This window comes from Streptococcus sp. 3705 (assembly GCF_013277145.1).
GTDB lineage: Bacteria > Bacillota > Bacilli > Lactobacillales > Streptococcaceae > Streptococcus.
On record NZ_VMMJ01000016.1, the window covers coordinates 44,006 to 67,491 of the forward strand.

24 protein-coding genes and 1 riboswitch are annotated in these 23,486 nt (G+C 41.2%); of the genes, 17 read left to right on the top strand and 7 right to left on the bottom strand.

Features of this window, described 5'->3' with window-relative positions; genetic code table 11:
* Position 1 precedes the first annotated feature (1 nt).
* Positions 2-595 (top strand): Holliday junction branch migration protein RuvA, encoded by a 594-nt coding sequence (ruvA, locus tag HT714_RS05110; RefSeq protein ID WP_000273423.1) that lies wholly within the window; start codon positions 2-4, stop codon positions 593-595.
* Between the two features lie 9 nt (positions 596-604).
* Positions 605-1,168, top strand: a complete 564-nt coding sequence (locus HT714_RS05115; RefSeq protein ID WP_173225083.1) for a DNA-3-methyladenine glycosylase I — start codon at positions 605-607, stop codon at positions 1,166-1,168.
* Positions 1,169-1,256: 88 nt separating this feature from the next.
* Here the strand turns inward: HT714_RS05115 and HT714_RS05120 are convergent, their stop codons facing one another.
* The 7 genes from HT714_RS05120 to HT714_RS09665 form a co-directional block, all read right to left on the bottom strand.
* Positions 1,257-1,520 carry a SemiSWEET family transporter gene (locus HT714_RS05120; RefSeq protein WP_000166114.1) on the bottom strand — a complete coding sequence of 88 codons (264 nt, stop codon included), beginning with the start codon at positions 1,518-1,520 and terminating at the stop codon, positions 1,257-1,259.
* A gap of 105 nt (positions 1,521-1,625) precedes the next feature.
* On the bottom strand, positions 1,626-2,660 hold the full coding sequence (locus tag HT714_RS05125) for a S66 peptidase family protein (RefSeq protein ID WP_173225086.1): 1,035 nt from the start codon (positions 2,658-2,660) through the stop codon (positions 1,626-1,628).
* Between the two features lie 141 nt (positions 2,661-2,801).
* Positions 2,802-3,479: a DUF1129 domain-containing protein gene (locus tag HT714_RS05130; RefSeq protein WP_050220387.1), complete on the bottom strand. Its 678-nt coding sequence runs from the start codon at positions 3,477-3,479 to the stop codon at positions 2,802-2,804.
* Between the two features lie 11 nt (positions 3,480-3,490).
* Entirely contained in the window at positions 3,491-4,435 is a 945-nt protein-coding gene (locus HT714_RS05135; protein ID WP_000815623.1) for a magnesium transporter CorA family protein, read from the bottom strand.
* A gap of 160 nt (positions 4,436-4,595) precedes the next feature.
* On the bottom strand, positions 4,596-5,762 hold the full coding sequence (locus HT714_RS05140; protein WP_173225088.1) for a site-specific integrase: 1,167 nt from the start codon (positions 5,760-5,762) through the stop codon (positions 4,596-4,598).
* Positions 5,763-5,945: 183 nt separating this feature from the next.
* Complete coding sequence (locus HT714_RS05145) at positions 5,946-6,959, bottom strand: virulence RhuM family protein (protein ID WP_001004339.1); 1,014 nt, start codon at positions 6,957-6,959, stop codon at positions 5,946-5,948.
* Between the two features lie 417 nt (positions 6,960-7,376).
* On the bottom strand, positions 7,377-7,865 hold the full coding sequence (locus tag HT714_RS09665) for a helix-turn-helix transcriptional regulator (protein WP_240148099.1): 489 nt from the start codon (positions 7,863-7,865) through the stop codon (positions 7,377-7,379).
* Positions 7,866-8,082: 217 nt separating this feature from the next.
* Here HT714_RS09665 and HT714_RS05155 point away from each other — a divergent pair, with 217 nt between their 5' ends.
* From HT714_RS05155 to mgtA, 15 genes are all read left to right on the top strand, one after another.
* Positions 8,083-8,280, top strand: a complete 198-nt coding sequence (locus HT714_RS05155; RefSeq protein WP_140832911.1) for a helix-turn-helix transcriptional regulator — start codon at positions 8,083-8,085, stop codon at positions 8,278-8,280.
* A gap of 16 nt (positions 8,281-8,296) precedes the next feature.
* Positions 8,297-9,043 carry a BRO family protein gene (locus HT714_RS05160; protein WP_173225091.1) on the top strand — a complete coding sequence of 249 codons (747 nt, stop codon included), beginning with the start codon at positions 8,297-8,299 and terminating at the stop codon, positions 9,041-9,043.
* On the top strand, positions 9,034-9,660 hold the full coding sequence (locus tag HT714_RS05165) for a Rha family transcriptional regulator (RefSeq protein WP_173225094.1): 627 nt from the start codon (positions 9,034-9,036) through the stop codon (positions 9,658-9,660). Before HT714_RS05160 ends, HT714_RS05165 begins: the two co-directional genes overlap by 10 nt.
* A gap of 438 nt (positions 9,661-10,098) precedes the next feature.
* Positions 10,099-10,392: a hypothetical protein gene (locus HT714_RS05170; protein ID WP_173225097.1), complete on the top strand. Its 294-nt coding sequence runs from the start codon at positions 10,099-10,101 to the stop codon at positions 10,390-10,392.
* A gap of 98 nt (positions 10,393-10,490) precedes the next feature.
* Entirely contained in the window at positions 10,491-10,706 is a 216-nt protein-coding gene (locus tag HT714_RS05175) for a hypothetical protein (RefSeq protein WP_045605154.1), read from the top strand.
* Positions 10,703-11,044 (top strand): hypothetical protein, encoded by a 342-nt coding sequence (locus tag HT714_RS05180; RefSeq protein ID WP_000058832.1) that lies wholly within the window; start codon positions 10,703-10,705, stop codon positions 11,042-11,044. Before HT714_RS05175 ends, HT714_RS05180 begins: the two co-directional genes overlap by 4 nt.
* Positions 11,037-11,324 (top strand): XRE family transcriptional regulator, encoded by a 288-nt coding sequence (locus HT714_RS05185; RefSeq protein ID WP_173225100.1) that lies wholly within the window; start codon positions 11,037-11,039, stop codon positions 11,322-11,324. The genes HT714_RS05180 and HT714_RS05185 overlap by 8 nt, the downstream gene beginning before the upstream one ends.
* Positions 11,305-12,165: a primase alpha helix C-terminal domain-containing protein gene (locus tag HT714_RS05190; RefSeq protein WP_173225103.1), complete on the top strand. Its 861-nt coding sequence runs from the start codon at positions 11,305-11,307 to the stop codon at positions 12,163-12,165. Before HT714_RS05185 ends, HT714_RS05190 begins: the two co-directional genes overlap by 20 nt.
* A gap of 79 nt (positions 12,166-12,244) precedes the next feature.
* A complete protein-coding gene (locus HT714_RS05195) occupies positions 12,245-13,684 on the top strand; it encodes a DNA primase family protein (protein ID WP_173225106.1) in 1,440 nt (479 codons plus the stop codon).
* Positions 13,685-14,045: 361 nt separating this feature from the next.
* Positions 14,046-14,567 (top strand): hypothetical protein, encoded by a 522-nt coding sequence (locus HT714_RS05200; protein WP_173225109.1) that lies wholly within the window; start codon positions 14,046-14,048, stop codon positions 14,565-14,567.
* 124 nt (positions 14,568-14,691) lie between these two features.
* Positions 14,692-15,006 (top strand): hypothetical protein, encoded by a 315-nt coding sequence (locus HT714_RS05205; RefSeq protein WP_173225118.1) that lies wholly within the window; start codon positions 14,692-14,694, stop codon positions 15,004-15,006.
* A 554-nt stretch (positions 15,007-15,560) separates the two neighbouring features.
* On the top strand, positions 15,561-15,953 hold the full coding sequence (locus tag HT714_RS05210; RefSeq protein ID WP_173225121.1) for a transcriptional regulator: 393 nt from the start codon (positions 15,561-15,563) through the stop codon (positions 15,951-15,953).
* Positions 15,954-16,416: 463 nt separating this feature from the next.
* Positions 16,417-19,248, top strand: a complete 2,832-nt coding sequence (gene uvrA / locus HT714_RS05215; RefSeq protein WP_173225124.1) for an excinuclease ABC subunit UvrA — start codon at positions 16,417-16,419, stop codon at positions 19,246-19,248.
* A complete protein-coding gene (locus tag HT714_RS05220; protein WP_173225127.1) occupies positions 19,241-20,302 on the top strand; it encodes a Xaa-Pro peptidase family protein in 1,062 nt (353 codons plus the stop codon). Before uvrA ends, HT714_RS05220 begins: the two co-directional genes overlap by 8 nt.
* Positions 20,303-20,359: 57 nt before the next feature.
* Positions 20,360-20,510, top strand: a riboswitch (M-box (ykoK) riboswitch).
* Positions 20,511-20,704: 194 nt separating this feature from the next.
* Positions 20,705-23,365, top strand: coding sequence for a magnesium-translocating P-type ATPase (gene mgtA / locus HT714_RS05225; RefSeq protein ID WP_173251606.1), 2,661 nt, complete (start codon positions 20,705-20,707; stop codon positions 23,363-23,365).
* Positions 23,366-23,486: the final 121 nt, after the last annotated feature.

Below are 23,486 nucleotides of genomic sequence, written 5' to 3' on the forward strand. Positions count from 1 at the left end.
TATGTACGAATATTTAAAAGGAATCATTACCAAAATTACTGCTAAATACATTGTTCTTGAAGTCAACGGTATCGGTTATATTTTGCATGTGGCCAATCCCTATGCCTACTCAGGTCAGGTCAACCAAGAAGCTCAAATTTATGTGCATCAAGTTGTACGTGAGGACGCCCATCTACTTTATGGATTTCGCTCAGAAGACGAGAAGAAGCTCTTTCTCAGTCTGATTTCGGTTTCTGGGATTGGTCCTGTATCAGCTCTTGCTATTATCGCTGCTGATGACAATGCTGGCTTGGTTCAAGCCATCGAAACCAAGAACATCACCTACTTGACCAAGTTCCCTAAAATTGGTAAGAAAACAGCCCAGCAGATGGTGCTAGACTTGGAAGGCAAGGTAGTAGTTGCAGGAGATGACCTTCCTGCCAAGGTGGCAGTGCAAGCTAGCGCTGAAAACCAAGAATTGGAAGAAGCTATGGAGGCCATGTTGGCTCTGGGATACAAGGCAACAGAGCTCAAGAAAATCAAGAAATTCTTTGAAGGAACGACAGATACAGCTGAGAACTACATCAAGTCGGCCCTTAAAATGTTGGTCAAATAGGAGCAGAGCATGACAAAACGTTGTTCGTGGGTCAAGATGACCAATCCGCTCTACATTGCCTATCATGATGAGGAGTGGAGCCAGCCCCTCCATGATGACCAAGCATTGTTTGAATTGTTGTGTATGGAAACCTATCAGGCAGGCCTGTCTTGGGAAACGGTGCTCAACAAACGCCAGGCTTTCCGAGAAGCCTTTCATGGCTATCAAATTCAAGCAGTCGCAGAGATGACCGATACCGAATTGGAAGCCTTGCTGGAGAATCCAGCCATCATCCGAAATAGAGCCAAGATTTTTGCTACACGCGCTAACGCCCAAGCATTTTTACGACTACAGGAAGAATATGGCTCTTTTGATGCCTATCTTTGGTCTTTTGTTGAGGGGAAAACTATCGTCAATGATATTCCTGATTATCGCCAAGCCCCAGCTAAAACACCTTTGTCTGAGAAATTAGCTAAAGATTTCAAAAAACGAGGCTTCAAGTTCACAGGCCCAGTCGCCGTCTTGTCTTTTTTACAAGCAGCAGGCCTGGTTGATGACCATGAGAACGATTGTGAGTGGAAAAGCGGTCATTAGTGTGTACAGGTAACTCGCATATCTGAGAATAGAATATAGAAAAAGCTGAGAAACTTTTCCCAGCTTTTTATATATACTATTAGATTTGTTAGAGTGAAGTCAAAAAAGTGATTCCACCTAAAATAACACCAGCTGAATTTGGAATGATTAGTATCCAATCCTTCTTAGGTTCCTTTGTCCATCCATAAATAACCCAGATTAAGCAAGATATAGCAGCTGATAAAGGTTGAAATGGTTGAGCTTTATTTCCCTGTAAATTAGCGATAATTTGAGGTATGTAGGCAATAAATACTATAATTCCAATAAAGGCACCAATAGAACCTACGATTCGATTAATTTTTTGTTTTGTCATATACACCTCCTTCAAAAGGATAACATAGAAATTAGCGAAATGCAATAAATTCAGATACAAATTGTAACGAAAACGAATACAAAAGCACAAAAATAGAGAAACTATTTATTTTTTGTTATAGTCAAAGCGAATGACTTGCTCCTGTGCATCTACATGGGCATGGACGCCAAAGGGGACAATTGCTCTTGGAGTTGCGTGGCCGACATTTAGATTATAGAGAATCGGAATATTGCTGTCAATAATATCCAATAGTGCCTCTTTATAGTCGTCATAGAAAGTTTCATCCATAGGTTTTCCGACCAGGAGTCCACTGATGGCCTCGAATATACCAGTGTTCTTTAAAGTCTGCAACATCTTTTTGAAGTCTTCCGGCTCAGGCTTTTCTTCGCTTGTTTCTAGTAAGAGGATTTTGCCTTCCCAGTCTGACAAGTCAGGGAAAAGTTTGTATTTTTGACAGAGCTCCGTGCTATCTGCGTATCGAGAGTTGTCAAAGATATCGTAGAGGGATTCGAGGCAGCCACCGAGGATTTTCCCCTCGAACTGTGCATTTCCTTGCAACAACTCAAAGCCGGTATTTGCATGACTGATACGAGGTGTTCCCAGAGCCTTGGGACTGAAATCAGTCCTTTCATCATACCAAACGTCACTAGGCCGGATTTCTGAGATTCTTCCCGTCTCAATCAATTCTTTAAAGTAGTGAAGGCTATAGGCTAACATTTCTTTGTCTAATTCACAAATGTCTGCTAAGAAGGATTGACCATAAAAAGTCTTGATTCCTAGTTTATGCAACATGAGATGGTTCATGGTTGTATCCGAGAAGCCAAGAAAAATTTTTTGTTTGATAACCTTTTGTAGTTGGTTATTTTCAAAAAGATAAGGCAACAAACGATAGGTATCGTCTCCACCGATGGCACATAGGATCATATCGATGCTATCATCAGAAAAGGCATGAATCAAATCCTCTGCACGAGCTTCAGGATGGTCCTTGATAAAGTCTAAGCCTTTTAACGAATGGGGCAAAAAGATAGGATTGAGTCCCAGATCCTTGAGACGTTGGACACCTAAGTCTACTTCGTGTTTGACAAAGTCCTCTCCGATAATGCCACTAGACAAACTAACAATACCAATAGTAGAAATCATATTTTATCCTCCTAGAAATAGATTGAGCCTATTTTATCACAAAAGATTAGATAGAGCTATGTGGGATTTCAGAAGAATGCTTTTAAATCAAAAAAGTAAGTGAAAAAGCAACCGCGCCTGCAGTTGCTTTTATCATTCTTCTTAATAGCGTGTTGGTCCTGCACTTGCGCTTCGGATGTTCAATCGTTTCTTAAGATAGAAGCGAAGGGCTAGGAGGGCTGCTCCGATAATAGCCAGCGGCAATGGAGCAAGTACTGGGTTAAGGCTAGCTGGTAGGAAGCTTGTTGCAAAGAAGACAAGCAACCAAAGGAACATAGAAGCTAGGATAACTAGTACAGATTTCCAGAAAGGTGGGCGTTGACTGCGATCCATGTCTGGTCCATAGTATTGGTAAACAAAGTAGTACATCAAGTAGAAGGCAAATCCACCAACCAGTCCAACTAAGAGGAGGGTAATCAATCCATAGCCGAAAGCTTGATCTGCTGAGAAGAAGGTTGTGAGGGCGCTGACGAGGGCAAAGAGGCTAGTGATGAAAAGGGCTGAGTCCATAATCATGAGTTTTGGATCATCATTTTCTTTTGGATGCTCTTTTTCATATTGCTCCTTAACAGTGAAGCTATGAGCCCAGTGGGTCGGTGCGCCATAGAGGGAACGAGCAGTCGTACCTTTGGCTTGCTCCTCAAGGATTTGGGGAATAACTTCCTCAAAAATAGCCTTGATTTCAGCGTCTGTTTTCCCATCTTTGATGAATTGTTGGGTAGCGATGTGGACAAACTCTTGGTTTTTCTTTGTTAATTTTTGTAGATCAATCTGAGACATAGGAACTCCTCTTAGAACCATTTTTTATGGATGAGATAGAGAGTGAGCGAGACACTCATAGCAAAGGCGATAAAGACGATTAACCAGAAGGCATTAGGCTCGCCGTTTAAGGGGATTTCATTATCCTTAAAGTTCATCCCGTAGGCAGAAAAGACCATGGTTGGGATGGACATGACGATGGTCACAAGGGCCAAGGTTTTCATGATGTTGTTCTGGTTGTTGGAAATGATAGAGGCAAAGGTCTCCGTCATAGAGTGCAAGACGTTTCCATAAATATCTGCCATCTCGATGGCCTGTTGGGTTTCAATCAGGGTATCTTCAAGCAGGTCTTCGTCCTCAAGGTATTTCTTGATATTGCTGGTTGAGCTGGTCAATTTCTTAATCACACGCTCATTTGTTTTGAGGGAAGCCTTGAAATAGACGATAGTTTTTTCCAACTCCATGAGCTCAATCAATTCTTCATTACGAGTTGATTGATGCAGTTGACTTTCGATTTGTTCACTCTTACGGTCGATTGAACGAAGGGCTGTTAGGTAAAGCTCTGCATTGCGATAGAGAATCTGAAAGATAAAACGCGAACGCATGAAAGTGTAGAAATTACGCAAGCGACGGTTGATAAAGACATCGAGGACAGGTAGTGGTTCCAAACACGTAGTGATAATGGTTTCCTCGGTGATGATAATACCAAGCGGGATGGTTACGTAGTAGGTGCGGTTATTTCTTTCCTCTGTGACCGGAACGTCTACGATAATCAGGGTATACTCGTCTTCAATCGTAATACGAGACATTTCTTCCGCATCGAGCGGTGCTCGAAGGTCGGCAATATCAATGTCGAAGGCGTTAGCGATTTCGAGTGATTCATTTTGAGTCGGATTGACGAGATTGATCCAAGTACCCGGTTCAAGCGTATCGATCTCTTTAAATTCAGTTGTTGTAGAGAGAAAAACTTGTTTCATATCCCTTATCCTTTCTCATTTTTCAGATTTTTTCACACCGTACTATTATACTACAAAATCGGCCTTTTTCAAAATAAATCTAACAAAAATCCTGTTGCTATTGGATTTTTACTTTGTCTTGAAATGTTGATTTTTAAATTTGCTCCCCTTTTTGCTCCCCCTATAGTGCTTTTAGTGCAGTTTCGTAGAATGATACTGCTTTTTTTGCGTTCTCTTTTGAGAGGTGACTATATATATCCATGGTCATTGATAAAGTGGAATGACCTAGGCGGTACTGGAGTTCCTTGTATGGTATTCCAGAGTTAAGCAAGAGACTAGCGTGAGTGTGACGGAATCCATGAAAGCCAATGTTAGGAACATCAGCACGCTTAAAATGTGTTTGCAATCTTCTTTTAAGTCTTGAACTGCTAGGATACTCATGAATGAAATCAGAAAATACCACGCTTTCACGTTGTCCTATCTTCCAAGCCTCTTTAGTTTGGCGCAGTTTGTACTGCTTTAGCATGCTAACAGTCGCTTGATCTATATCTATATCCCGATAACTAGCCTTAGATTTTGGGCTATTGATTTCTAGATCCCGATTTAGTGTTTTGGTAATATGTACAACGGCATTATCTAAGTCAATATCAGACCAGCTAAGCGCTAGAGCCTCATTGATACGGCAACCAGTAGCCAATAGGAACTTATAGAGCGTCGTCTCATAGTAATAACGGTATCTATGAGTATCTAAATTATCGAGATAACCAAGAAATTTTTTTAGTTCTTGATTTTCAAAGTGCTTTACTTTTTTCCGCTTTGCTTTCTGAGTGTTACGAGGTAAAATAACATCACGCGCAGGATTGGACGGTATAGCTTGCATGGTTACGCCATACTGTAAGATACGTTTGTTTAAAGCATGTATCTTGTCATAGTGTAGAAAAGCCCCTTTTTCCCCTCTATTAGTCTTGTCAGCAAGTTCGTTGATAATTGACTGGATAAGTGGAGTAGTGAGCTTATCGAGCTTGTAAGTCCCCAAAATAGGCAATATATGATTATCGATTAGCTTTCTAACATTGCCTTGAGTGTTTGGCTTAACCGTATTCTTATAACTTTCTAACCAGAGATTGGCTAATTCTTGATAGTTTTTTATGGTGCTAGCCTTTTGTCTAGTAGATCCTGCTTTTTGAAAAGCTATTTTTTCTTGATTGGCTTTCTGTTTTAATTCCTTTTGTGTCCGACCTGTTACCTTGGTTTTGACTTTCTTTCCTGTTACCTGGTCAACTCCTAGATATACATTAGCACGATAGACTTTACTACCGTCTTTTTTTATAACTTCAGTTATTTTCATGATTTAAACCTTTCTAAAATACATCAGCAGGCAAGCCATTATCAAAAAGGTTTTATATCATGCTAGGGCTTCACAGATTGCCCCACATTCGATTTTAAAGAGTCCGACGGTAAATAATACCAGAATAAAAAACAAGGCGGATATGGGCTATTATGGGCTTGTTTATAGTAAGTAGTCCTATATTTAAAGTTTTTTATCGTCAGTTAGCTGTTTTAAAGTTTTTTCAAAGTCCGAGTTTATCTTTTGAGTTTTGTTGAATAGTTGGTACTCTGCTTTTGCTTTATCTTTCGCAACCTTGGAAGTGATTTTCCCATGACCTTCTAAAATATCGTATTCTTGGAAAGTCAAAAAGCGGTCAATGCTTTGGGCTAGTTGTTGCATTGTCTGAGCTTTTCGCTGTTCTATCTGTCTTTCCAGATAATCAAAATAGCTAGATATTCCTCTTTCAAGGGAACGGATTTCTGTTTCTGAAAGGTAATTCTTTGCTATTTGGGTATCTGCTTGCAGTATGCGACCATTAGGGGAGTTTTTCCATGTTGTAAGTCCCATGTTGTCTTTTGTATGGTCAGCTTTCGTGTAGATAATTTCCGCAGCAGTTTGGCCAGTGATTGCATAATGAAACTTATTCTGTACATCAGCATAGAATTGCTTAGTCAACGTACTTTGTGGATCATAGTCAATAGAAATTTCTGCAAAAATATCTGTAATCTGCAACCATATACGACGCTCACTAGCCCGGATAGAACGCACGCGCTCCAACAGCTCACGGAAATAGTCTTTTTCCAGCAAGTTTTCGCCTTGTTTCAGACGGTTGTCATCCATGGCGAACCCTTTTATCATGTACTCACGAAGTACTGAAGTAGCCCACTGTCTAAATCTCGTAGCTTTTTGGGAATTGACACGGTAACCAACTGAAATGATGGCGTCAAGGTTGTAGTAGCTGACATCCTTAGTTTGGGTTTTATCAGCAATTGCACCGTGTTTTGTGGTTATTTCCATTTTGGAAACAACCACCTTTTCTTCTAATTCGCCCTCTTCAAAGATATTTTTTAGGTGTTTACTAATTGCAGGAACACCGACATCGAAAAGTCTAGCCATTTCTTTCTGACTAGCCCAGATAGTTTCGCCTTTGATGATGACACTAGCTGTCTCGCTATCATTATCAGCGGTATAGATTAAGAATTGTAATTCGTTCATGAGATCCTTTCTAAAATATTGTAAGTGGTTGACATTTGTTGACATCAACAAAATTGGTAGATATGGGGCTTATATAGTCTTGAAGCTTGAGCGAAGCCCGAGAATACACGCGCTTCAGGATTGTTGGACATTGTGGCGCGTGGGTATGCTATAGGTCGCATTTTAAATGCAAGAGTGGTATAATCATGTTGTAAATACCTAACCTTTCGCTTATTTTCAGTTAGGTACTATTAGACAAGTTGGCAGTAGCTAGCTTGTCTTTTTTGTTGCTATTTTACAATTTTGCCGTTTTTTGCGTTTTAGTCTGTAAAATCGGCTTTCTATTCGTCAATTTCCCCCGTTTTTGCACAATAGATAGTAAGAAGTGGAGAACTATTTGCTATTTTTTCGTTTTTTGCAAAATAGAGGTACTATTATTTACATTTTTCTACAAAGTGATTCTAGTAAATCAAGCAATATTGTTTTTTCCTTTTCTCCAAGAGTAAGAAAGCCTACGAGTAATAAAGCCTCGCGCTCTTTTTTTTGAAGAAGTAAATTATAAACGGCAGGTAAAACATCAAGAGCGTCAGGAGATTCGAAAACTTTCTTGATGAATCGTTTATTACCTGTAAGAGATTCTAAATAACCTTCTACAAAAGCTAATGAATTTATCATTTCTTTTTTTTCATCATGATTTTTAAACTCTCCGTTTCTTGACATATTTAAAATTATATCTAAACTTTCATAGCCTAACAGATATCCAACGCTTACCCCTAAGTATTTAGCAAGTTGCTGGGCTTTTTCTGGTTTAATTTGGCTTTCTCCGTTTTCCCAGCGTGATAGAGTCTTTTCTGATATGCTCATTTCTTTTGCTATTTCCTTTTGAGATAGCTTTTTTTCTTTACGTAACTCTTTTAATCTATTCATTTATATCAACACCTTTCAAATGTATTATATCATTCTTTTTCTTGAACCAGACAAAAAAAGTCCAATAAAATAAAAAATATCCTTTACAAAGATAAAAAGTGTCTGTATAATAAAAACCAATCAGACAAAAAGTGTCTGAACAGAACCTCCAGCACAACACTTTTCAATCTATTCTGCTGGAGGTTGATTTTAAAAATAATAGAAAGAGGTAAGACATTTGAAAAATAATATGCGTGTTATTTTAGCAAAGAAACGCTTGAAGGTGGCAGATGTTGCAAGAGAAACAGGGCTATCAAAAAGCACACTCACAGCTTTGTACTACGAGCGTACTAAGCGCCCAGATATTGAAACCTTGCTAAAGATTGCTAACTATCTAGGTGTTTCTATTGATGAACTACTAACACCAGAAGATTAAGAAAGGCAGGCAAGCAATGAAGAGGAACTATACAAGGGTCATTGATGAAATGCGAACCACTCATGGGCTGAACTTGGTAGCTATTGGCCAACGGATAGGAATAGATCCCCGAACAGTTGGTAAGTGGGCACAGGGCAAACATAAGCCCAACAAGGAAAGCAGGAAGCGACTAAACAAGTTATACAGAGAGGTCAAGCAAGACATGACAACACAAGTAAGTATTTTTGAAGAGACAACAGACCAAGGGCAACTATTACAGGTTGTTACTACTACTATTTTCCACGGTCAAGCGTTGGATATCTACGGAGATTTTGACAACCCACTTTTTAGAGCTGGGGAGGTTGCTAGAATGATTGACTACTCAAATAGTAGTTTGAGCAAGTTTCTTGAAATGGTAGACCAAGACGAAAAGGACAAGAAGAAAGTTCTTACCCCTGGAGGCGTTCAGCAAGTCTGGTTTTTAACTGAGCAAGGATTATATGAGATTCTATTCCAATCACGCAAACCAAAAGCTAAAGAGTTTAAGAAATGGGTTAAGCAAGTATTAAAAGATATTAGGCAACAAGGTTACTACATGGATGGGGAACTGGTGGAAGAACCACAGACCACTATAAAAGCCCCTGACACGTTGGCAGAGGCAGAGCGGTATTATATCGATACACTAGCCAAAGCCATTGCAGAGGCTAAAAATATGGACGAGAAGAGCCGTCTGACAAGCAAGCTAACCCGATTCATGCAGGAGGTAGAACCACAATGGAATTAGTCTACATGGACGGCAAGAAAGAGCCGTATACGCTGAGTAGTATTGTGGCAGAATGCACGGGATTGCAACATCACACAATAACCAAGACGATCCGCAAACATCAAGCAAGGTTTGAACAGTTCGGAAAGGTTGGATTTAAAATCCAAGCTATGGAGAGTGGCCAGAATACCAAGGACTATATTTTGAATGAGCAACAAGCGACCTTGTTAGTTACATTCTTAAAGAATACCGAGCAAGTGGCTAACTTCAAAACCAACCTAGTCAAAGCATTCTTTGAAATGCGTGAGGAGCTTTCTAAGTTTCGTATGCAGAGGGCGCTAGAAAAGCCAAAAAGAAAAACACTGCATGACAGTATTGAGACATGGCTTAATGCACCCAAGCACGCGCATAGCACCATGAACAACCTGCTACTGAAGGCAGTAACTGACAGGAACGCTAAGCAGTTAAGGGAAGAACGTGGGGGCTATAATGGCATTGATAGCTTGACCAGTGACGAGCTGGAGCAATATCAGGCATTTGAAGATATGGTAATAGCCATGATTGGCTTGAATATGAGTTACCAAGAAATCAAGGCTATGGCATTCAGAAATAAAAAAACACGCCAAAGAAGCGCGTGAGAGCAACAAAAAAGGCTTAGCAATAACCACACCGCAGAGCCTTTCACACTAACACTAAAACGAATTTAACAAAAAGCAGGCAAGCTATTATCAAAGGGGTTTTAGTAAAGATTTATACCTAGATTATAGCATATTTAGGGCAATTTGACCATACGGAGAGCGCCAACTCTTAAAACTGGTACTTTCTCACGCTTTCAATTTGGCGACTCTGAGCGTGAGGATTAACGTTATAAGAAACAACTCAAAAAGCCCCACGCTCTCGGTCGGCAAACTTCTGAGCATGAGGCTGTAGGCAAGAAAAACTGTATAAGAAACAACCATTCAAAATCCCCACACTCTCCGACCGCCAAGTTTTTGAGTGTGAGGATATACTGGATAGTAAAAGGCATTAAAAAGCCCTTAGGGCAATTACACAACATAGAAACATAGGTAAAAAACATGACAACAAAAAAAGCAACATCAAGCCAACAAGTTCTATTATCGGCTAAGAAACTAGCAGAATTAGGGAACGAATTAACCGACGTCATGAATGTTTTAGAAATGAATAACCTAGCTCTTGAAGGGCTTGAGTTTGCACTACAGAAAGATACAACCACGTTCTTATGGCTTGCTAAAAAATACGCTAATACAGCATACGCCCAGAATGAAAAGCTATACGATCGTCTAAATGAAATAGCATTTTTGCTTTTGAACAATGACAACGCTAAAGAGCTGGAGGTATACCATGACTAAAGATATTAAAGAAATGGCACAAGCCGAAGACGACTTGCTGAATATGGAACAACCTAAACAAGAGGAATTTATCAAGAACTATAAGGCGATGGTATAACATGAACGAACTAGATTTAACCAACACACAGGCGCTTATCTTTTCCGTGGTACTGATTGGCTTACTGGTCTATCTAAACCACCGAGACCGCAAAAAAAGCGCCCAATTTGAGCGAGAAAACCAACAGACGATAGAAACACCTAGCGAGGATTTAAACCCTGATTATGGGCGATATATCCAGCTTGCAGGGGTAAGAGTTTACGGAGGCACTGAATGAGTCTATCAGAGAATGACAAACGAGTATTAAGACTAATCAAGGTAGGGGCTGAGAACTCCATAACAGGGGCAGAAATCAGCCTGATCACTAAGCTGGCAGAAAGAACCGTGCAAGATATTATCAGCCGTCTAATCACGCGCCATAGCGTTCCTATTGTTGGGGTTCGCCATGGGACATTTAGAGGATATTTTATCCCAGCTAACAAAGAGGAGCTACTGGACGGAGCAAAGGCATTCTATAACCAAGTACAGGAAGAACAGAAACGCCTAACTGTCCTTTTAAATGCTGATTTAGAGAGTTACAAAGAAACCTTGAAGGAGGTGGGCGGATATGTTTAGCCTAAGCCGAGAAAGCGAGCAAGACCTAGCGCATGACATTCTGGAGGTAGTGGAAAGATACCTGGAAGCGCGTGATACAGTCAAACCACGACTGACAGGTTTAATCTCAGCCCAGGAAGTTATGGACGAGTTAGATATAAAATATATGACACTCCAAAAATGGGAAAAAGCAGGGCTAAAGCGATACCAGCCCCCACTAGAAGATACTAGGAAAATCTATTATAGAATTTCTGACTTGATGAAGTTTCTGGGGGTGGAGCATGGCAATTTACGAGGCTAAAGGCTTTCAGAGTAATCTTGTCTATCCATTTGATAAAATTGAGCCGTTCCAGTACATTGAACGCTTTAAGCCTTTGGTAGTCCCTGAAGGGGCAAACATTGAAGAATTTAAACGTACACAAGCGCCTTACTGTATCAGTGGGAAAGTGACGCCAGAAAAGCATGGCAGTTACAAGCGAAACAACTCCAGTCTAATCTATCGGGATTTGATTTTCCTTGATTATGACGATATACAGGGGACGTCTGAGGGCTTTATAAAGGTCGTTTCTAGCGCTTTATTTGGCTACTCCTATATCTTATACCCGACTATCAAACATAGCTTAGAAAAGCCCCGTTTTCGCCTTGTAGTGAAGCCTGATGATGTGATGAATGAGGCAACCTATAAGCAGGTAGTTAAGGAGATAGCGGACAAGATTGGGCTACCCTTTGACATGGCCAGTTTAACATGGTCACAACTCCAAGGGCTACCAGTAACAACAGGCAACCCAGCAGACTATCAAAAAATCGTAGAGCATGGCCTAGATTATCCAGTCCCTAAGGTTGAACCAAGAGCGAAGCAAGAAACTACGGAGCGTTACAAGCCTAGAGCAAGTGGCCAGAGGTCAATGACTATGAGGATCATTGACACGCTTTTCAACGGATTTGGAGACGAGGGAGGGCGAAACGTGGCATTGACACGCTTTGTAGGTTTACTCTTTAATAAGTGGGTTGATTGCGACCTAGAGACCGCCTACGAGCTGACAAAGATAGCTAATAGCGTGACGGTTGAACCATTGCCTATTGAAGAGCTAGACCGCACTTTTAGCAGTATAGCACGGGCTGAATATAGAAAGAGAGGTTAGAACCATAGAACTAGAAGAATTAGCAAACCTAAAAAGTGAAATCTTGGAGGTCAGAGAGCAAGAACAACCTCCTAGAACGATGAAGGAGCTTGAAAATCGTATCTTTAAAGCTGGAGAAGAATGGCGGGCAGAACATACCGAAACTAAGGTAAATGAGACCACAGGGGACGTTACCGAAAAGGTTGCCATGCCTCAGACATTCACAGTAGCTAAAATACTTAGCGAGATTGTCACATTTACTTTTATCAGCAAGAGCAATATACCTGATTATAGCCTGCTCTATATCTATGATTTAGACGAGGGTATCTATACCGCTAGTAATGATCTATTCAATCTTTTGTGTAAAACCTTTGATGTGAGAATTAAACCCAGAGAGTGGCCACAGATTAAGTTAATGGTTAGAACATTAGCAAAGATACGAAAACCCTTAGAAAGTGCTAACCTTATTCCCGTACAGAATGGCATTATCAACTTAGAAACTAAGGAACTACTCCCCTTTAGTCCTAAGTATGTAATTACAAGTAAGATAAGCACGGCCTACCGCGCGCCTAAACGAGTCCCAACAGATAGAGAGGGCAAAACTTTTGATGATTGGCTAAACTCAATCGCTTGTAATGATAGTGAACTGGTAACACTGTTTTGGCAGATTATCCTTGAAGCTATTAACCCTAACCATACCCGAAATAAGTTTGCCATCTTCTACGGGGACGGTAACAATGGTAAAGGGACATTTCAGCGCTTCCTTATCAACCTGATAGGGGAAAGCAATATATCAGCCTTAAAACCTGCACAGTTTGCTGAAAAGCATAACTTAGAAACCCTGGTAGGTAAAGTTTGTAATATCGGAGATGAAGCCCCAAACGAATACTTAAAAAATCCGTCTGATTTAATGAGTATCACTAGTGGGGACACTGTTCTAGTCAATCCAAAAGGACGCCCAGCCTTTGAAGCTACTTTCAAGTTATTCAATATCTTTTCAGGGAATTATATCCCCAATGGTGGCAACAAGACAAAAGGCTGGTATCGTAGAATTATGATTGTCCCTTTTAATGCTGACTTTAACGGGGAGAAGGAAAAACCTTGGATAAAAAATGAATTTTTGGTCAATGATGAAGTATTAGAGTATGCACTTTACAAAGCTATCAATCAAGAGCCATTTACTCACTTTATCGAACCTAAAGCAGTTAAAGGACTCCTAGAAGAATACCAGGAGGATAATGACTACTTACTTTCATGGGTTAAGCATGAATACATGGAAAAAGGTTGGCATGAGCTGGACGTAGTACCTGTTTTTATACTAACTAGGTCGCTGAAACATTATGCTGAAGATATGGGAATACCCAAGCCCAATGTTTACGGGGCAGGAAAAGAAACGATAAGACACTTACAACAGTTAACACCTAATCATTACAAACTTAAAAGAGCGAGGGTCAAAGTTGAAGATTATGACAAACTAGATCCGCTAGAGTTTGAAAGAACCAAACTATCCAAAACTAATCACGCTGTCGTTAAAGACTAAAATGTTACCTTCTTTTTATGCCCTAAACCCTTGGTATATCTAGGTTTTTACCCAAAAATGTTACCTTCTTGTTACCTTGTTTAGAAAGAAGGTAACGTTGTCAAACCCTTGATACTACTGACTTTTTTGGGAAAATGTTACCTTGTTTTTAACTCTCTATATAGGGAAAAAATAGTATTTTTATATATAAGGGCTATGACTTCAAAAGAAGGTAACATGGTAACAAAAGGGTCTAAACCCTTGGGGGAGTAAGGCTGAACTATGTTACCTAGAAGGTAACAAAATGGGGTAGATAGTACCGACCCCCTTGCAATGGTGTAACTACTAGTGACACCCTTAAAACAGAAAGAGGAAAAACAACATGACATTAAAAACATTTTCGGATAAAGCCAAAACATTTACTTTCACTTACGAATTTAAAGACCTAGATACTGCTATGGTAGCAGGTCACGCGCTACTTGGATATATGACTGGAACTTATGAAGTACCATCTATTTCAATAACTCACAAGGATAAGGGAACGCTTGTCGCCGAGTATGTGGAGGATAGCAAACTAAACAAGACCTTCAAGCGTATTTGTGACAGTTTTAAAGACTACTACAACCAACCAGTGAACGATGAAGCATTTGAAGAACGTTACAAACGGGAGCGCGTGCTTCAACTCAAAGAGTCAGAGGATTTTGAGAGTTTGCTGGAAAAGGTCACAGACTACGAGCTGGAACTATTAGACTATGCTGATCGCTTGCTTTCTGATAAGCCTATCCCTATGGACTCTATGACTGCTTTTGGTACGTTGGAAATGCTGGGCGATGAAAGTATTAGACTACTCCAGAAGTTGGACGTAGAGGGTGAATATAAAGGCCTTGCTGGTTATTCTGGTTAATAAATACAGGACGGGGAGCAATCCCCTTTTTGTTAACAAGTCAATAGTTTTGGTTTTTTCCATATAGGGGGAGATAGTGAAGTAGTTGCAATTTACCAAACGAACACCGTAGAAAGGATGCAATATGGAACGTGATAGCCGAGGGAGATTTTTACCAGGCAACCAAGTAGCAAAAGGCAACAGGGGCAACAGAAAGCCAAAATATGGCAATAGCAACGCTTTGAAGCATGGACTGCGTAGAGGATATACTGGACTGTTACCAAGCCGAAAAGGTGGGGTGTCTATATATAAAAATGGTGCATATCTTGGAGCGCTATCAGGCAAGTATTTCCACCATTCTGAAGATGGAGCGCTTTGGGTAGATTATAGTGCTTGTCAGTATTTGATTTCAGCTTGTGGCTTTCCTGAATCTATGTTTAGCGAACCAGAAGAATGGTAAGGGTGTACATACTTGAACTCCGAGCGAACGCCGAGAAAGTGGCCATATCCCCCTATCATTTATCAAGCAGATAAGGACGACAATAAGCCTTCTTAATTGCTTGCAAAACGATAGGGAGTTAAGACGAATTTAAAAGCTCCTTATTTTCGTTTTTCTCCTTACAAAATGACAGGGAAATAAGAACTAAAATAACTCCCCTTATTTTCCTACCAAATGATAAGGAGATAAGAGCAGTTTAAAAGTCTGTTATTTTGGATTTGTTGCTTACCAAATGATAAGCAGATAAGCAAAGAAATAACTTGCCTTAATTGCTTGCAGAATGACAAGGAAATAAGGGAGATAAAAACGTCCCTTAATTGCCTATCAAACCATAAGGAGATATGGGGGCTATCTCCCTCCCCACGCGCTTCTATGAGCTTCACACCGTCATTGTACATTTTTTCTCACGGGAAAGCATTTGAAGCTAGAGCGAACATAGAGAAATAGCAAAAAAAGCCAAGGCGCTCCACCTCAGCTATAATCTCAATAATATTATATCATGAAGGAGCGAACTAATGGAGCTGGATAAGTTTAAAACGATGATGAACGTCAGAGAGAGGATGACATACTTTCTGAGATTCCAGAGGATGGCAGGGAGTGAAAACCAAGTTAGTATCGATGAAGAGGCTTGGAAACTTGTCTTACCTGATCAGTGGAATTTGAGTGGTGAACATGAAAAAGCAATCCGTGAGGGGTTGGAAATATTCGCCAACGATATCAATAAGATAGAGAACAAGCGAGCCAGAAAATACTTTATTATCCATTATTGCTACATGAGGAAGAAAACAATGAGTGAATGCGTAGAGATGGCAGGTACTAGCTCCACTAGCTACCACCGATACAAACAGGTAGCCGTCTTAAACTTTGCGAGAATCCACCAGAACGGAGAGCTAGAAGCATATAAGTAGGTAAATGTAGGCTGAGGCTTCATATTCGCCCCCTATTTTGCTTTGTTTCGTACTGGACAACTAAAACACCACGGACAAACTACAAGCCCTCAGAAACGAATCTGGGGGCTTTTGTGAGGTCATAATCTTATAAACCACGCGCTTCATGGTATAATATACCTATCAGCAACCAGCAATAAAAAAAGCACGTTTGACCGTGCTAGTTTCTTGCCTGCTGAACTCGTTAAATCTTAGCCCTTTTGTGGGGCTTTTTTGCTCCCCTTTTTGCGTACTTTTGGGGAGCAAGTAGTAAAAAGTAATGTTAGTGTTTTTTGTTCAAAAGCGCGTGATATAAGGGTTAGGAAGCCCTAAGAAAACATAAAATAAGAAGTTTTTTATTATACTACAAAATCGGCCTTTTGGGTAATAGAATCTCACTTTTTTTGGTATAATGGTAAGCAATAATGGACTAGAAAGAACAAAGATGCAAGATAAAATTGTCATTCATGGGGCGCGTGCCCATAATTTAAAAAATATTGATGTGGAGATTCCACGAGACAAGCTGGTTGTTGTGACCGGCTTGTCAGGCTCAGGGAAATCCAGTCTGGCCTTTGACACCCTCTATGCGGAGGGACAACGTCGCTATGTGGAGAGTTTGTCAGCCTACGCTCGCCAGTTTTTGGGAAATATGGAGAAACCAGATGTAGATGCTATTGATGGTCTCAGCCCAGCTATTTCCATTGACCAAAAAACGACTAGCAAAAACCCTCGCTCGACGGTGGGAACCACGACTGAAATCAATGACTATCTGCGTCTCCTCTACGCGCGTGTGGGGACACCTTACTGTATCAACGGGCATGGAGCTATCAAGGCTTCTTCTGTAGAGCAAATCGTGGATAAGGTTTTGGAGTTACCTGAACGCCAGCGCCTGCAAATTTTAGCTCCTGTCATCCGCAAGAAAAAAGGGCAACATAAGAGTGTTATTGAGAAGGTTCAGAAAGACGGTTATGTTCGTGTCCGTGTGGATGGGGAAGTCTATGATGTGACCGAAGTGCCAGAGTTATCTAAGAGCAAGCAACACAATATCGATGTCGTAGTTGACCGTATTGTTATTAAGGAGGGTATTCGTAGTCGGCTCTTTGATTCCATTGAGGCTGCCCTTCGTATCGCAGAAGGTTATGTCATTATCGATACCATGGACGACTCTGAGTTGCTCTTCTCTGAGCATTATGCCTGCCCAGTTTGTGGATTTACTGTTCCAGAGTTAGAGCCACGTCTCTTCTCATTCAATGCTCCTTTTGGCTCTTGTAGTGAGTGTGATGGCTTGGGAATCAAGCTGGAGGTGGATACTGATTTGGTAGTGCCAGATGCCAGCAAAACCTTACGTGAGGGGGCGCTAGCACCTTGGAATCCTATCTCATCCAACTACTATCCAAACATGCTAGAGCAGGCCATGACGGCTTTTGGAGTGGATATGGATAAGCCTTTTGAGGACTTGCCAAAAGAAGATAAGAACTTGATTCTCTACGGCTCAGATGGTAAGGAATTCCATTTCCACTATGAGAATGAATTTGGTGGCGTGCGCGATATTGACATTCTTTTTGAGGGAGTTGTCAATAATATCAAGCGTCGTTATCACGAGACAAACAGCGATTACACCCGCACCCAGATGCGTCTCTACATGAATGAGCTGACCTGCGGAACCTGTCACGGTTATCGTCTCAATGACCAGGCCTTGTCTGTCCGTGTTGGTGGTGAGAAAGGACCACATATCGGAGAAATTTCAGACCTGTCTATCGCTGATCACTTGGAATTAGTCAGTCAGTTGACTCTATCTGAAAATGAATCCATCATTGCTCGCCCTATTCTCAAGGAAATCAAGGACCGCTTGACCTTCCTGAATAACGTGGGTCTCAACTATCTGACCCTATCTCGTTCAGCAGGAACCCTTTCAGGTGGGGAAAGTCAGCGCATTCGCTTGGCGACCCAGATTGGTTCCAACTTATCAGGTGTCCTTTATATCCTGGATGAGCCGTCAATCGGTCTCCACCAGAGGGACAATGACCGTCTGATTGCCAGTCTCAAAAAGATGCGTGATTTGGGTAATACTCTCATAGTAGTGGAACATGACGAAGATACCATGCGTGAGGCGGATTATCTGATTGACGTTGGTCCCGGTGCAGGTGTTTTTGGTGGGGAGATTGTCGCTGCAGGTACGCCCAAGCAGGTGGCTCGCAACAGTAAGTCTATCACAGGCCAGTACTTGTCAGGTAAACGTGCCATTCCAGTACCAGAAGAGCGCCGTGTGGGAAATGGTCGTTTTATTGAAGTGACAGGAGCGCGTGAGAACAACCTGCAAAATGTCACTGCTCACTTCCCACTAGGAAAATTCATCGCAGTGACAGGTGTATCAGGTTCAGGGAAATCGACCCTCATCAACAGCATCCTCAAAAAAGCCATTGCTCAAAAACTCAACCGCAATTCAGACAAACCTGGTAAATTTAAAACGATTACAGGGATTGAGTATGTAGACCGTTTGATTGACATTGACCAGAGTCCAATCGGACGAACGCCGAGGTCTAATCCTGCTACCTATACAGGAGTTTTTGACGATATACGTGACCTTTTTGCCCAGACAAATGAAGCCAAGATTCGAGGCTACAAGAAGGGGCGTTTCAGTTTCAACATCAAGGGTGGTCGCTGTGAAGCATGCTCAGGTGATGGGATCATCAAGATTGAGATGCACTTCTTGCCAGATGTTTATGTGGCTTGTGAAGTTTGCCACGGAACTCGCTACAACAGTGAAACTCTAGAAGTTCATTACAAGGAAAAAAATATCTCGCAGGTCTTGGATATGACCGTCAACGATGCGGTAGAATTTTTCCAACACATTCCGAAAATTCAACGCAAACTTCAGACTATCAAGGATGTGGGACTGGGCTATGTGACGCTAGGTCAACCAGCTACCACCCTTTCTGGGGGAGAAGCCCAGCGTATGAAGTTGGCTAGCGAACTCCACAAACGCTCGACAGGAAAATCTTTCTACATTCTGGATGAGCCGACGACAGGGCTTCATACAGAGGATATCGCTCGCTTGCTCAAGGTCTTGGCTCGCTTTGTCGACGACGGCAATACAGTTCTTGTCATTGAGCACAATCTGGATGTTATCAAGACAGCAGACCATATTATTGATTTGGGACCTGAAGGCGGTGTCGGTGGTGGAACCATCATCGCAACAGGAACTCCAGAAGAAGTAGCGGCCAATGAAGCCAGCTACACAGGACATTATTTGAAAGGAAAGTTACATCATGAATAAACGTGTACAAGCATTTTTCGCTAAAATGCAAGAAAATGAACTAGATGGCATCATCATCAATAACCTTAAAAACGTCTATTACCTGACTGGTTTTTGGGGTTCGAACGGAACAGTCTTTATCAGCCGTGACCGTCAGGTCTTGGTGACAGACTCTCGCTATATCATCGCAGCTAAGCAAGAAACAAGTGGTTTTGAGATTGTGGCTGACCGTGATGAATTGGCTGTCATTGCCGGAATTGTCAAGGATATGGGCTTGTCTCGAATCGGTTTTGAGGACGAGATTTCGGTCTCTTATTATCACCGTATGCAGGCAGCTTTTGAAGGAATTGACTTGCTTCCACAAACTCAGTTTGTTGAAGGACTTCGTATGATTAAGGATGAGGCGGAGATTGCAGCTATTCGCAAGGCTTGTTCTATTTCAGACCAAGCTTTCCGCGATGCGCTTGACTTTATTAAGCCAGGAAAGACTGAAATTGAGATTGCCAACTTCCTTGACTTCCGCATGCGTGAGTTGGGAGCATCTGGTCTGTCTTTTGACACTATTCTAGCTAGTGGGATCAACTCTTCCAAACCCCATGCCCATCCTATGCACAAACCAGTGGAGCTGGGAGAAGCTATTACCATGGACTTCGGTTGCCTTTATGACCACTATGTCAGTGATATGACACGGACTATCTACTTGGGGCATGTTAGCGACGAGCAAGCAGAGATTTACAATACGGTTTTGAAGGCTAACCAAGCTCTGATTGACCAAGCTAAGGCTGGCTTAGGTTTCCGTGACTTTGACAAAATCCCTCGTGATATTATCATCGAGGCAGGTTATGGCGACTACTTTACCCACGGTATTGGACACGGTATTGGACTGGATATCCATGAGGAACCATACTTTAGCCAGACTTCTACAGAAACTATTAAGGCGGGTATGGCCTTGACCGATGAACCAGGTATCTATATCGAAGGCAAATATGGAGTTCGTATTGAGGATGATATCTTGATTACAGAGACAGGTTGTGAATTGTTGACCCTAGCTCCAAAAGAGTTGATAGTTATTTAAGAGTTAAACAACTCAAATGATTGACTTTTAAATTTTAAAGGTTTATACTGAAAGACGAAAACGGTAGGTGAGGCTACCATAGGGATACGGATGACTACCGCAAAGCAGTGGAGACACTACTCGTTGGTCAACAGTCCTGGTCGCGAAGGCCAAGACTAAGCTCATTACATTGCCCTATGGAGTTAAAGCTTGAACGAAAAACAGATAATTAGTTTTTTAATCCTGCCATTTTATGGTGGGATTTTCTACTGTTTAAATCAAAGAAAGGAGATAAACGATGCAAATTGACGACCATCCGGAACCGCACATACACAGCCAATCGCTGATTTGTGTCGTTCTGCCCTTATAAAGTGATTGGTCTCTGTGTATGAAACACATCATTCATATAGATAGGAGAAACCAATGAAAACTACAAAAGAAAGATTAGCAACAGCTATTCAAGTCCCTTTAGACGAGAGTCTATCTTTTTATAAGACAAGTCTAACAGGCTTGACTGAGGAGCAGGTGGAGAAAAATCGTGACCTATATGGCGAAAATACCATCACAAAGGGTCAAGAAGACAGTATCCTCAAAAAGATTTACGAATCCATTATCAATCCTTTTACGATCATCTTACTGGTCATCGCCGTGATTTCCTTGGTGACCAATGTCTGGTTGGCAAAACCAGGTCAAGAGGATCCGACGACTTCCATTATCATCGTTGTCCTAGTCCTCATTTCTGGTGGCATTCGCTTTGTCCAAGAACTCCGCAGTGATAAGGCAGCCACCAATCTTTCAAAAATGATTGTCAACACAGCGACTGTCATTCGTCAAGGAGAAATTCAAGAAATACCTATCGATGATTTGGTAGTGGGTGACGTGGTTAAATTAAGCGCTGGTGATATGATTCCAGCAGATCTTCTTTTATTTGAGTCGCGAGATTTCTTTGTACAACAGTCTGGCTTGACAGGCGAAAGTGATTCTGTTGAAAAATTGGCCGTGACCAAGGCAACAGTTCAACAATCTGATAGTCTGCTAGAAGCAGAAGCGCTCGCCTTTATGGGAACCAATGTCTTATCTGGTAGTGCCAAGGCCATGGTTTTGGCGGTTGGTGATGATACTATGATGGGGGCCATTGAGCAGACTCTGAACACCTATGACGAGCCCACTTCGTTTGAGCGGGAGATGAACAGTATCTCTTGGCTTTTGATCCGCTTGATGTTGGTCATGGTGCCCATCGTTTTCTTGTCCAATGGTTTAACAGATGGCGACTGGTTGGAAGCTGGCGTATTTGCCTTGAGTGTTGGTGTTGGGCTTACACCTGAGATGCTTCCTATGATCATCACGGCCAGTCTAGCAAAAGGCTCCATTATCATGGCCAAGGAAAAAGTGGTTATCAAGAAACTCAATGCCATACAGGACTTAGGGGCGATTGATATCTTGTGTACAGATAAAACAGGAACTCTAACCCAAGATGAAATCGTTCTAGAATATCCCTTGGACATCCACGGACGCTTGGATTTGACCGTCTTGAGACGGGCCTATCTCAATTCCTATTTTCAAACTGGCTTGAAAAATTTAATGGACAGAGCCATCATTAAACGAACTGAAAAGGAAGCAAAAGAACACGCCCTCTTGCAAAATCTAGCTCAAACCTTTCAAAAAATAGATGAGCTTCCTTTTGATTTTGAACGTAGACGGATGAGTGTTATTGTTAAGGATGAACACGAAACGGTTAGTTTGGTAACTAAGGGAGCTCTTGAGGAAATGTTGATGATTTCCAGTCATGCGGAGTATCATGGAATGATTACTCCCTTGACAGATGCTATTAGAGAAGAAATCTTAGCAGAAGTCAGACAGCTAAATCAACAAGGTTTGCGTGTCTTGGGAGTGGCCTATAAGTCAAGTTTGAGGGAAGGTCATGCCTATACAGTTGATGACGAAGGAGATATGATTCTAACTGGTTATTTAGCCTTCCTAGATCCTCCTAAACCATCTGCAGCACCAGCAATTAAGGCACTGTTAGAACATGGAGTTCAAACAAAGATTTTGACGGGAGACAGTGAAAAAGTTACCCAAGCAGTCTGTGAAAAGGTTGGATTAGATATTAATCAGATGCTGTTGGGGTCTGAAATTGATCAGATGAGTGATCAAGAATTGGCCCAAGCCGTAGAGGAGGTAACAGTCTTTGCCAAACTTTCTCCTGATCAAAAAGCAAGGATTATTTTGCAATTTAAGGCCAATGGTCATGCTGTTGGCTATATGGGAGATGGAATCAATGATGCTCCTTCTATGAAAGTTGCAGATGTGGGGATTTCTGTTGATACAGCAGTAGATATTGCCAAAGAAACAGCTGATGTTATCCTGCTTGATAAGGATCTTATGGTTCTTGAAAAAGGACTCGTTGAGGGTCGTAAGGTCTATGCTAATATGACCAAATATATCAAAATGACAGTGAGTTCTAATTTTGGGAATATCCTATCCTTATTGGTCTCTGGGATCTTTTTACCCTTTTTACCAATGGCACCAGTCCATTTGATTATCTTAAATCTAGTCTATGATTTGTCTTGTATTGCCTTGCCTTTTGACAAGGTGGACAAAGATTTTTTGAGAAATCCGCATACTTGGGAAGCTAAGTCTATCACACGTTTCATGATTTGGATGGGACCTATCTCTTCTGCTTTTGATATTTTGACCTTCAGTTTGCTTTATTTTATCATTGTACCTATGACAACAGGTCAAACTTATGTTCATGGGGCAGAGTCTGCCGTAGGCTTTATTGTTTTGTTCCAAACAGGTTGGTTTATCGAGTCCATGTGGTCGCAGACCATGGTTATCCATATGTTGCGTTCAGCCAACATTCCTTTTTTACAAAGTCGTCCAGCTTGGCTAGTCCTTGTGACAACCTTATTGGCTGCAGCCTTTGTGACTTTCCTTCCCTACAGTCCACTAGCTAGCCTTCTTCATTTGACTCCTTTGAAACCGATTTATTTCATCTTTTTGATTTTTATCATTATTTTGTACATGATTAGCGTGACAATTGTGAAAAAAATCTATATCAAGAAATATAAAGAATGGCTGTAAATTTCATTTTGTCAAGAAAAAAGTACGAAAATGACGAAAAAAGTCAAAAAAATTTAAAAATAGGTCGCAAGTCGGATGTTTTTTATGGTATAATAGACTAAACTGATAGTAACATGTAGCG

Bases quoted from the DNA above. Each gene is read 5' to 3' on its own strand.
- HT714_RS05190 (WP_173225103.1), top strand. From the start codon at position 11,305: ATGGCAATTTACGAGGCTAAAGGCTTTCAGAGTAATCTTGTCTATCCA.
- HT714_RS05140 (WP_173225088.1), bottom strand. From the start codon at position 5,762: ATGAAAATAACTGAAGTTATAAAAAAAGACGGTAGTAAAGTCTATCGT.
- HT714_RS05115 (WP_173225083.1), top strand. From the start codon at position 605: ATGACAAAACGTTGTTCGTGGGTCAAGATGACCAATCCGCTCTACATT.
- HT714_RS09665 (WP_240148099.1), bottom strand. From the start codon at position 7,865: ATGAATAGATTAAAAGAGTTACGTAAAGAAAAAAAGCTATCTCAAAAG.
- HT714_RS05210 (WP_173225121.1), top strand. From the start codon at position 15,561: ATGGAGCTGGATAAGTTTAAAACGATGATGAACGTCAGAGAGAGGATG.
- HT714_RS05200 (WP_173225109.1), top strand. From the start codon at position 14,046: ATGACATTAAAAACATTTTCGGATAAAGCCAAAACATTTACTTTCACT.
- HT714_RS05185 (WP_173225100.1), top strand. From the start codon at position 11,037: ATGTTTAGCCTAAGCCGAGAAAGCGAGCAAGACCTAGCGCATGACATT.
- HT714_RS05160 (WP_173225091.1), top strand. From the start codon at position 8,297: ATGAAGAGGAACTATACAAGGGTCATTGATGAAATGCGAACCACTCAT.
- HT714_RS05205 (WP_173225118.1), top strand. From the start codon at position 14,692: ATGGAACGTGATAGCCGAGGGAGATTTTTACCAGGCAACCAAGTAGCA.
- HT714_RS05120 (WP_000166114.1), bottom strand. From the start codon at position 1,520: ATGACAAAACAAAAAATTAATCGAATCGTAGGTTCTATTGGTGCCTTT.
- HT714_RS05135 (WP_000815623.1), bottom strand. From the start codon at position 4,435: ATGAAACAAGTTTTTCTCTCTACAACAACTGAATTTAAAGAGATCGAT.
- ruvA (WP_000273423.1), top strand. From the start codon at position 2: ATGTACGAATATTTAAAAGGAATCATTACCAAAATTACTGCTAAATAC.
- HT714_RS05145 (WP_001004339.1), bottom strand. From the start codon at position 6,959: ATGAACGAATTACAATTCTTAATCTATACCGCTGATAATGATAGCGAG.
- uvrA (WP_173225124.1), top strand. From the start codon at position 16,417: ATGCAAGATAAAATTGTCATTCATGGGGCGCGTGCCCATAATTTAAAA.
- HT714_RS05130 (WP_050220387.1), bottom strand. From the start codon at position 3,479: ATGTCTCAGATTGATCTACAAAAATTAACAAAGAAAAACCAAGAGTTT.
- HT714_RS05175 (WP_045605154.1), top strand. From the start codon at position 10,491: ATGAACGAACTAGATTTAACCAACACACAGGCGCTTATCTTTTCCGTG.
- HT714_RS05170 (WP_173225097.1), top strand. From the start codon at position 10,099: ATGACAACAAAAAAAGCAACATCAAGCCAACAAGTTCTATTATCGGCT.
- HT714_RS05195 (WP_173225106.1), top strand. From the start codon at position 12,245: ATGAAGGAGCTTGAAAATCGTATCTTTAAAGCTGGAGAAGAATGGCGG.
- HT714_RS05165 (WP_173225094.1), top strand. From the start codon at position 9,034: ATGGAATTAGTCTACATGGACGGCAAGAAAGAGCCGTATACGCTGAGT.
- HT714_RS05125 (WP_173225086.1), bottom strand. From the start codon at position 2,660: ATGATTTCTACTATTGGTATTGTTAGTTTGTCTAGTGGCATTATCGGA.
- HT714_RS05180 (WP_000058832.1), top strand. From the start codon at position 10,703: ATGAGTCTATCAGAGAATGACAAACGAGTATTAAGACTAATCAAGGTA.
- HT714_RS05220 (WP_173225127.1), top strand. From the start codon at position 19,241: ATGAATAAACGTGTACAAGCATTTTTCGCTAAAATGCAAGAAAATGAA.
- mgtA (WP_173251606.1), top strand. From the start codon at position 20,705: ATGAAAACTACAAAAGAAAGATTAGCAACAGCTATTCAAGTCCCTTTA.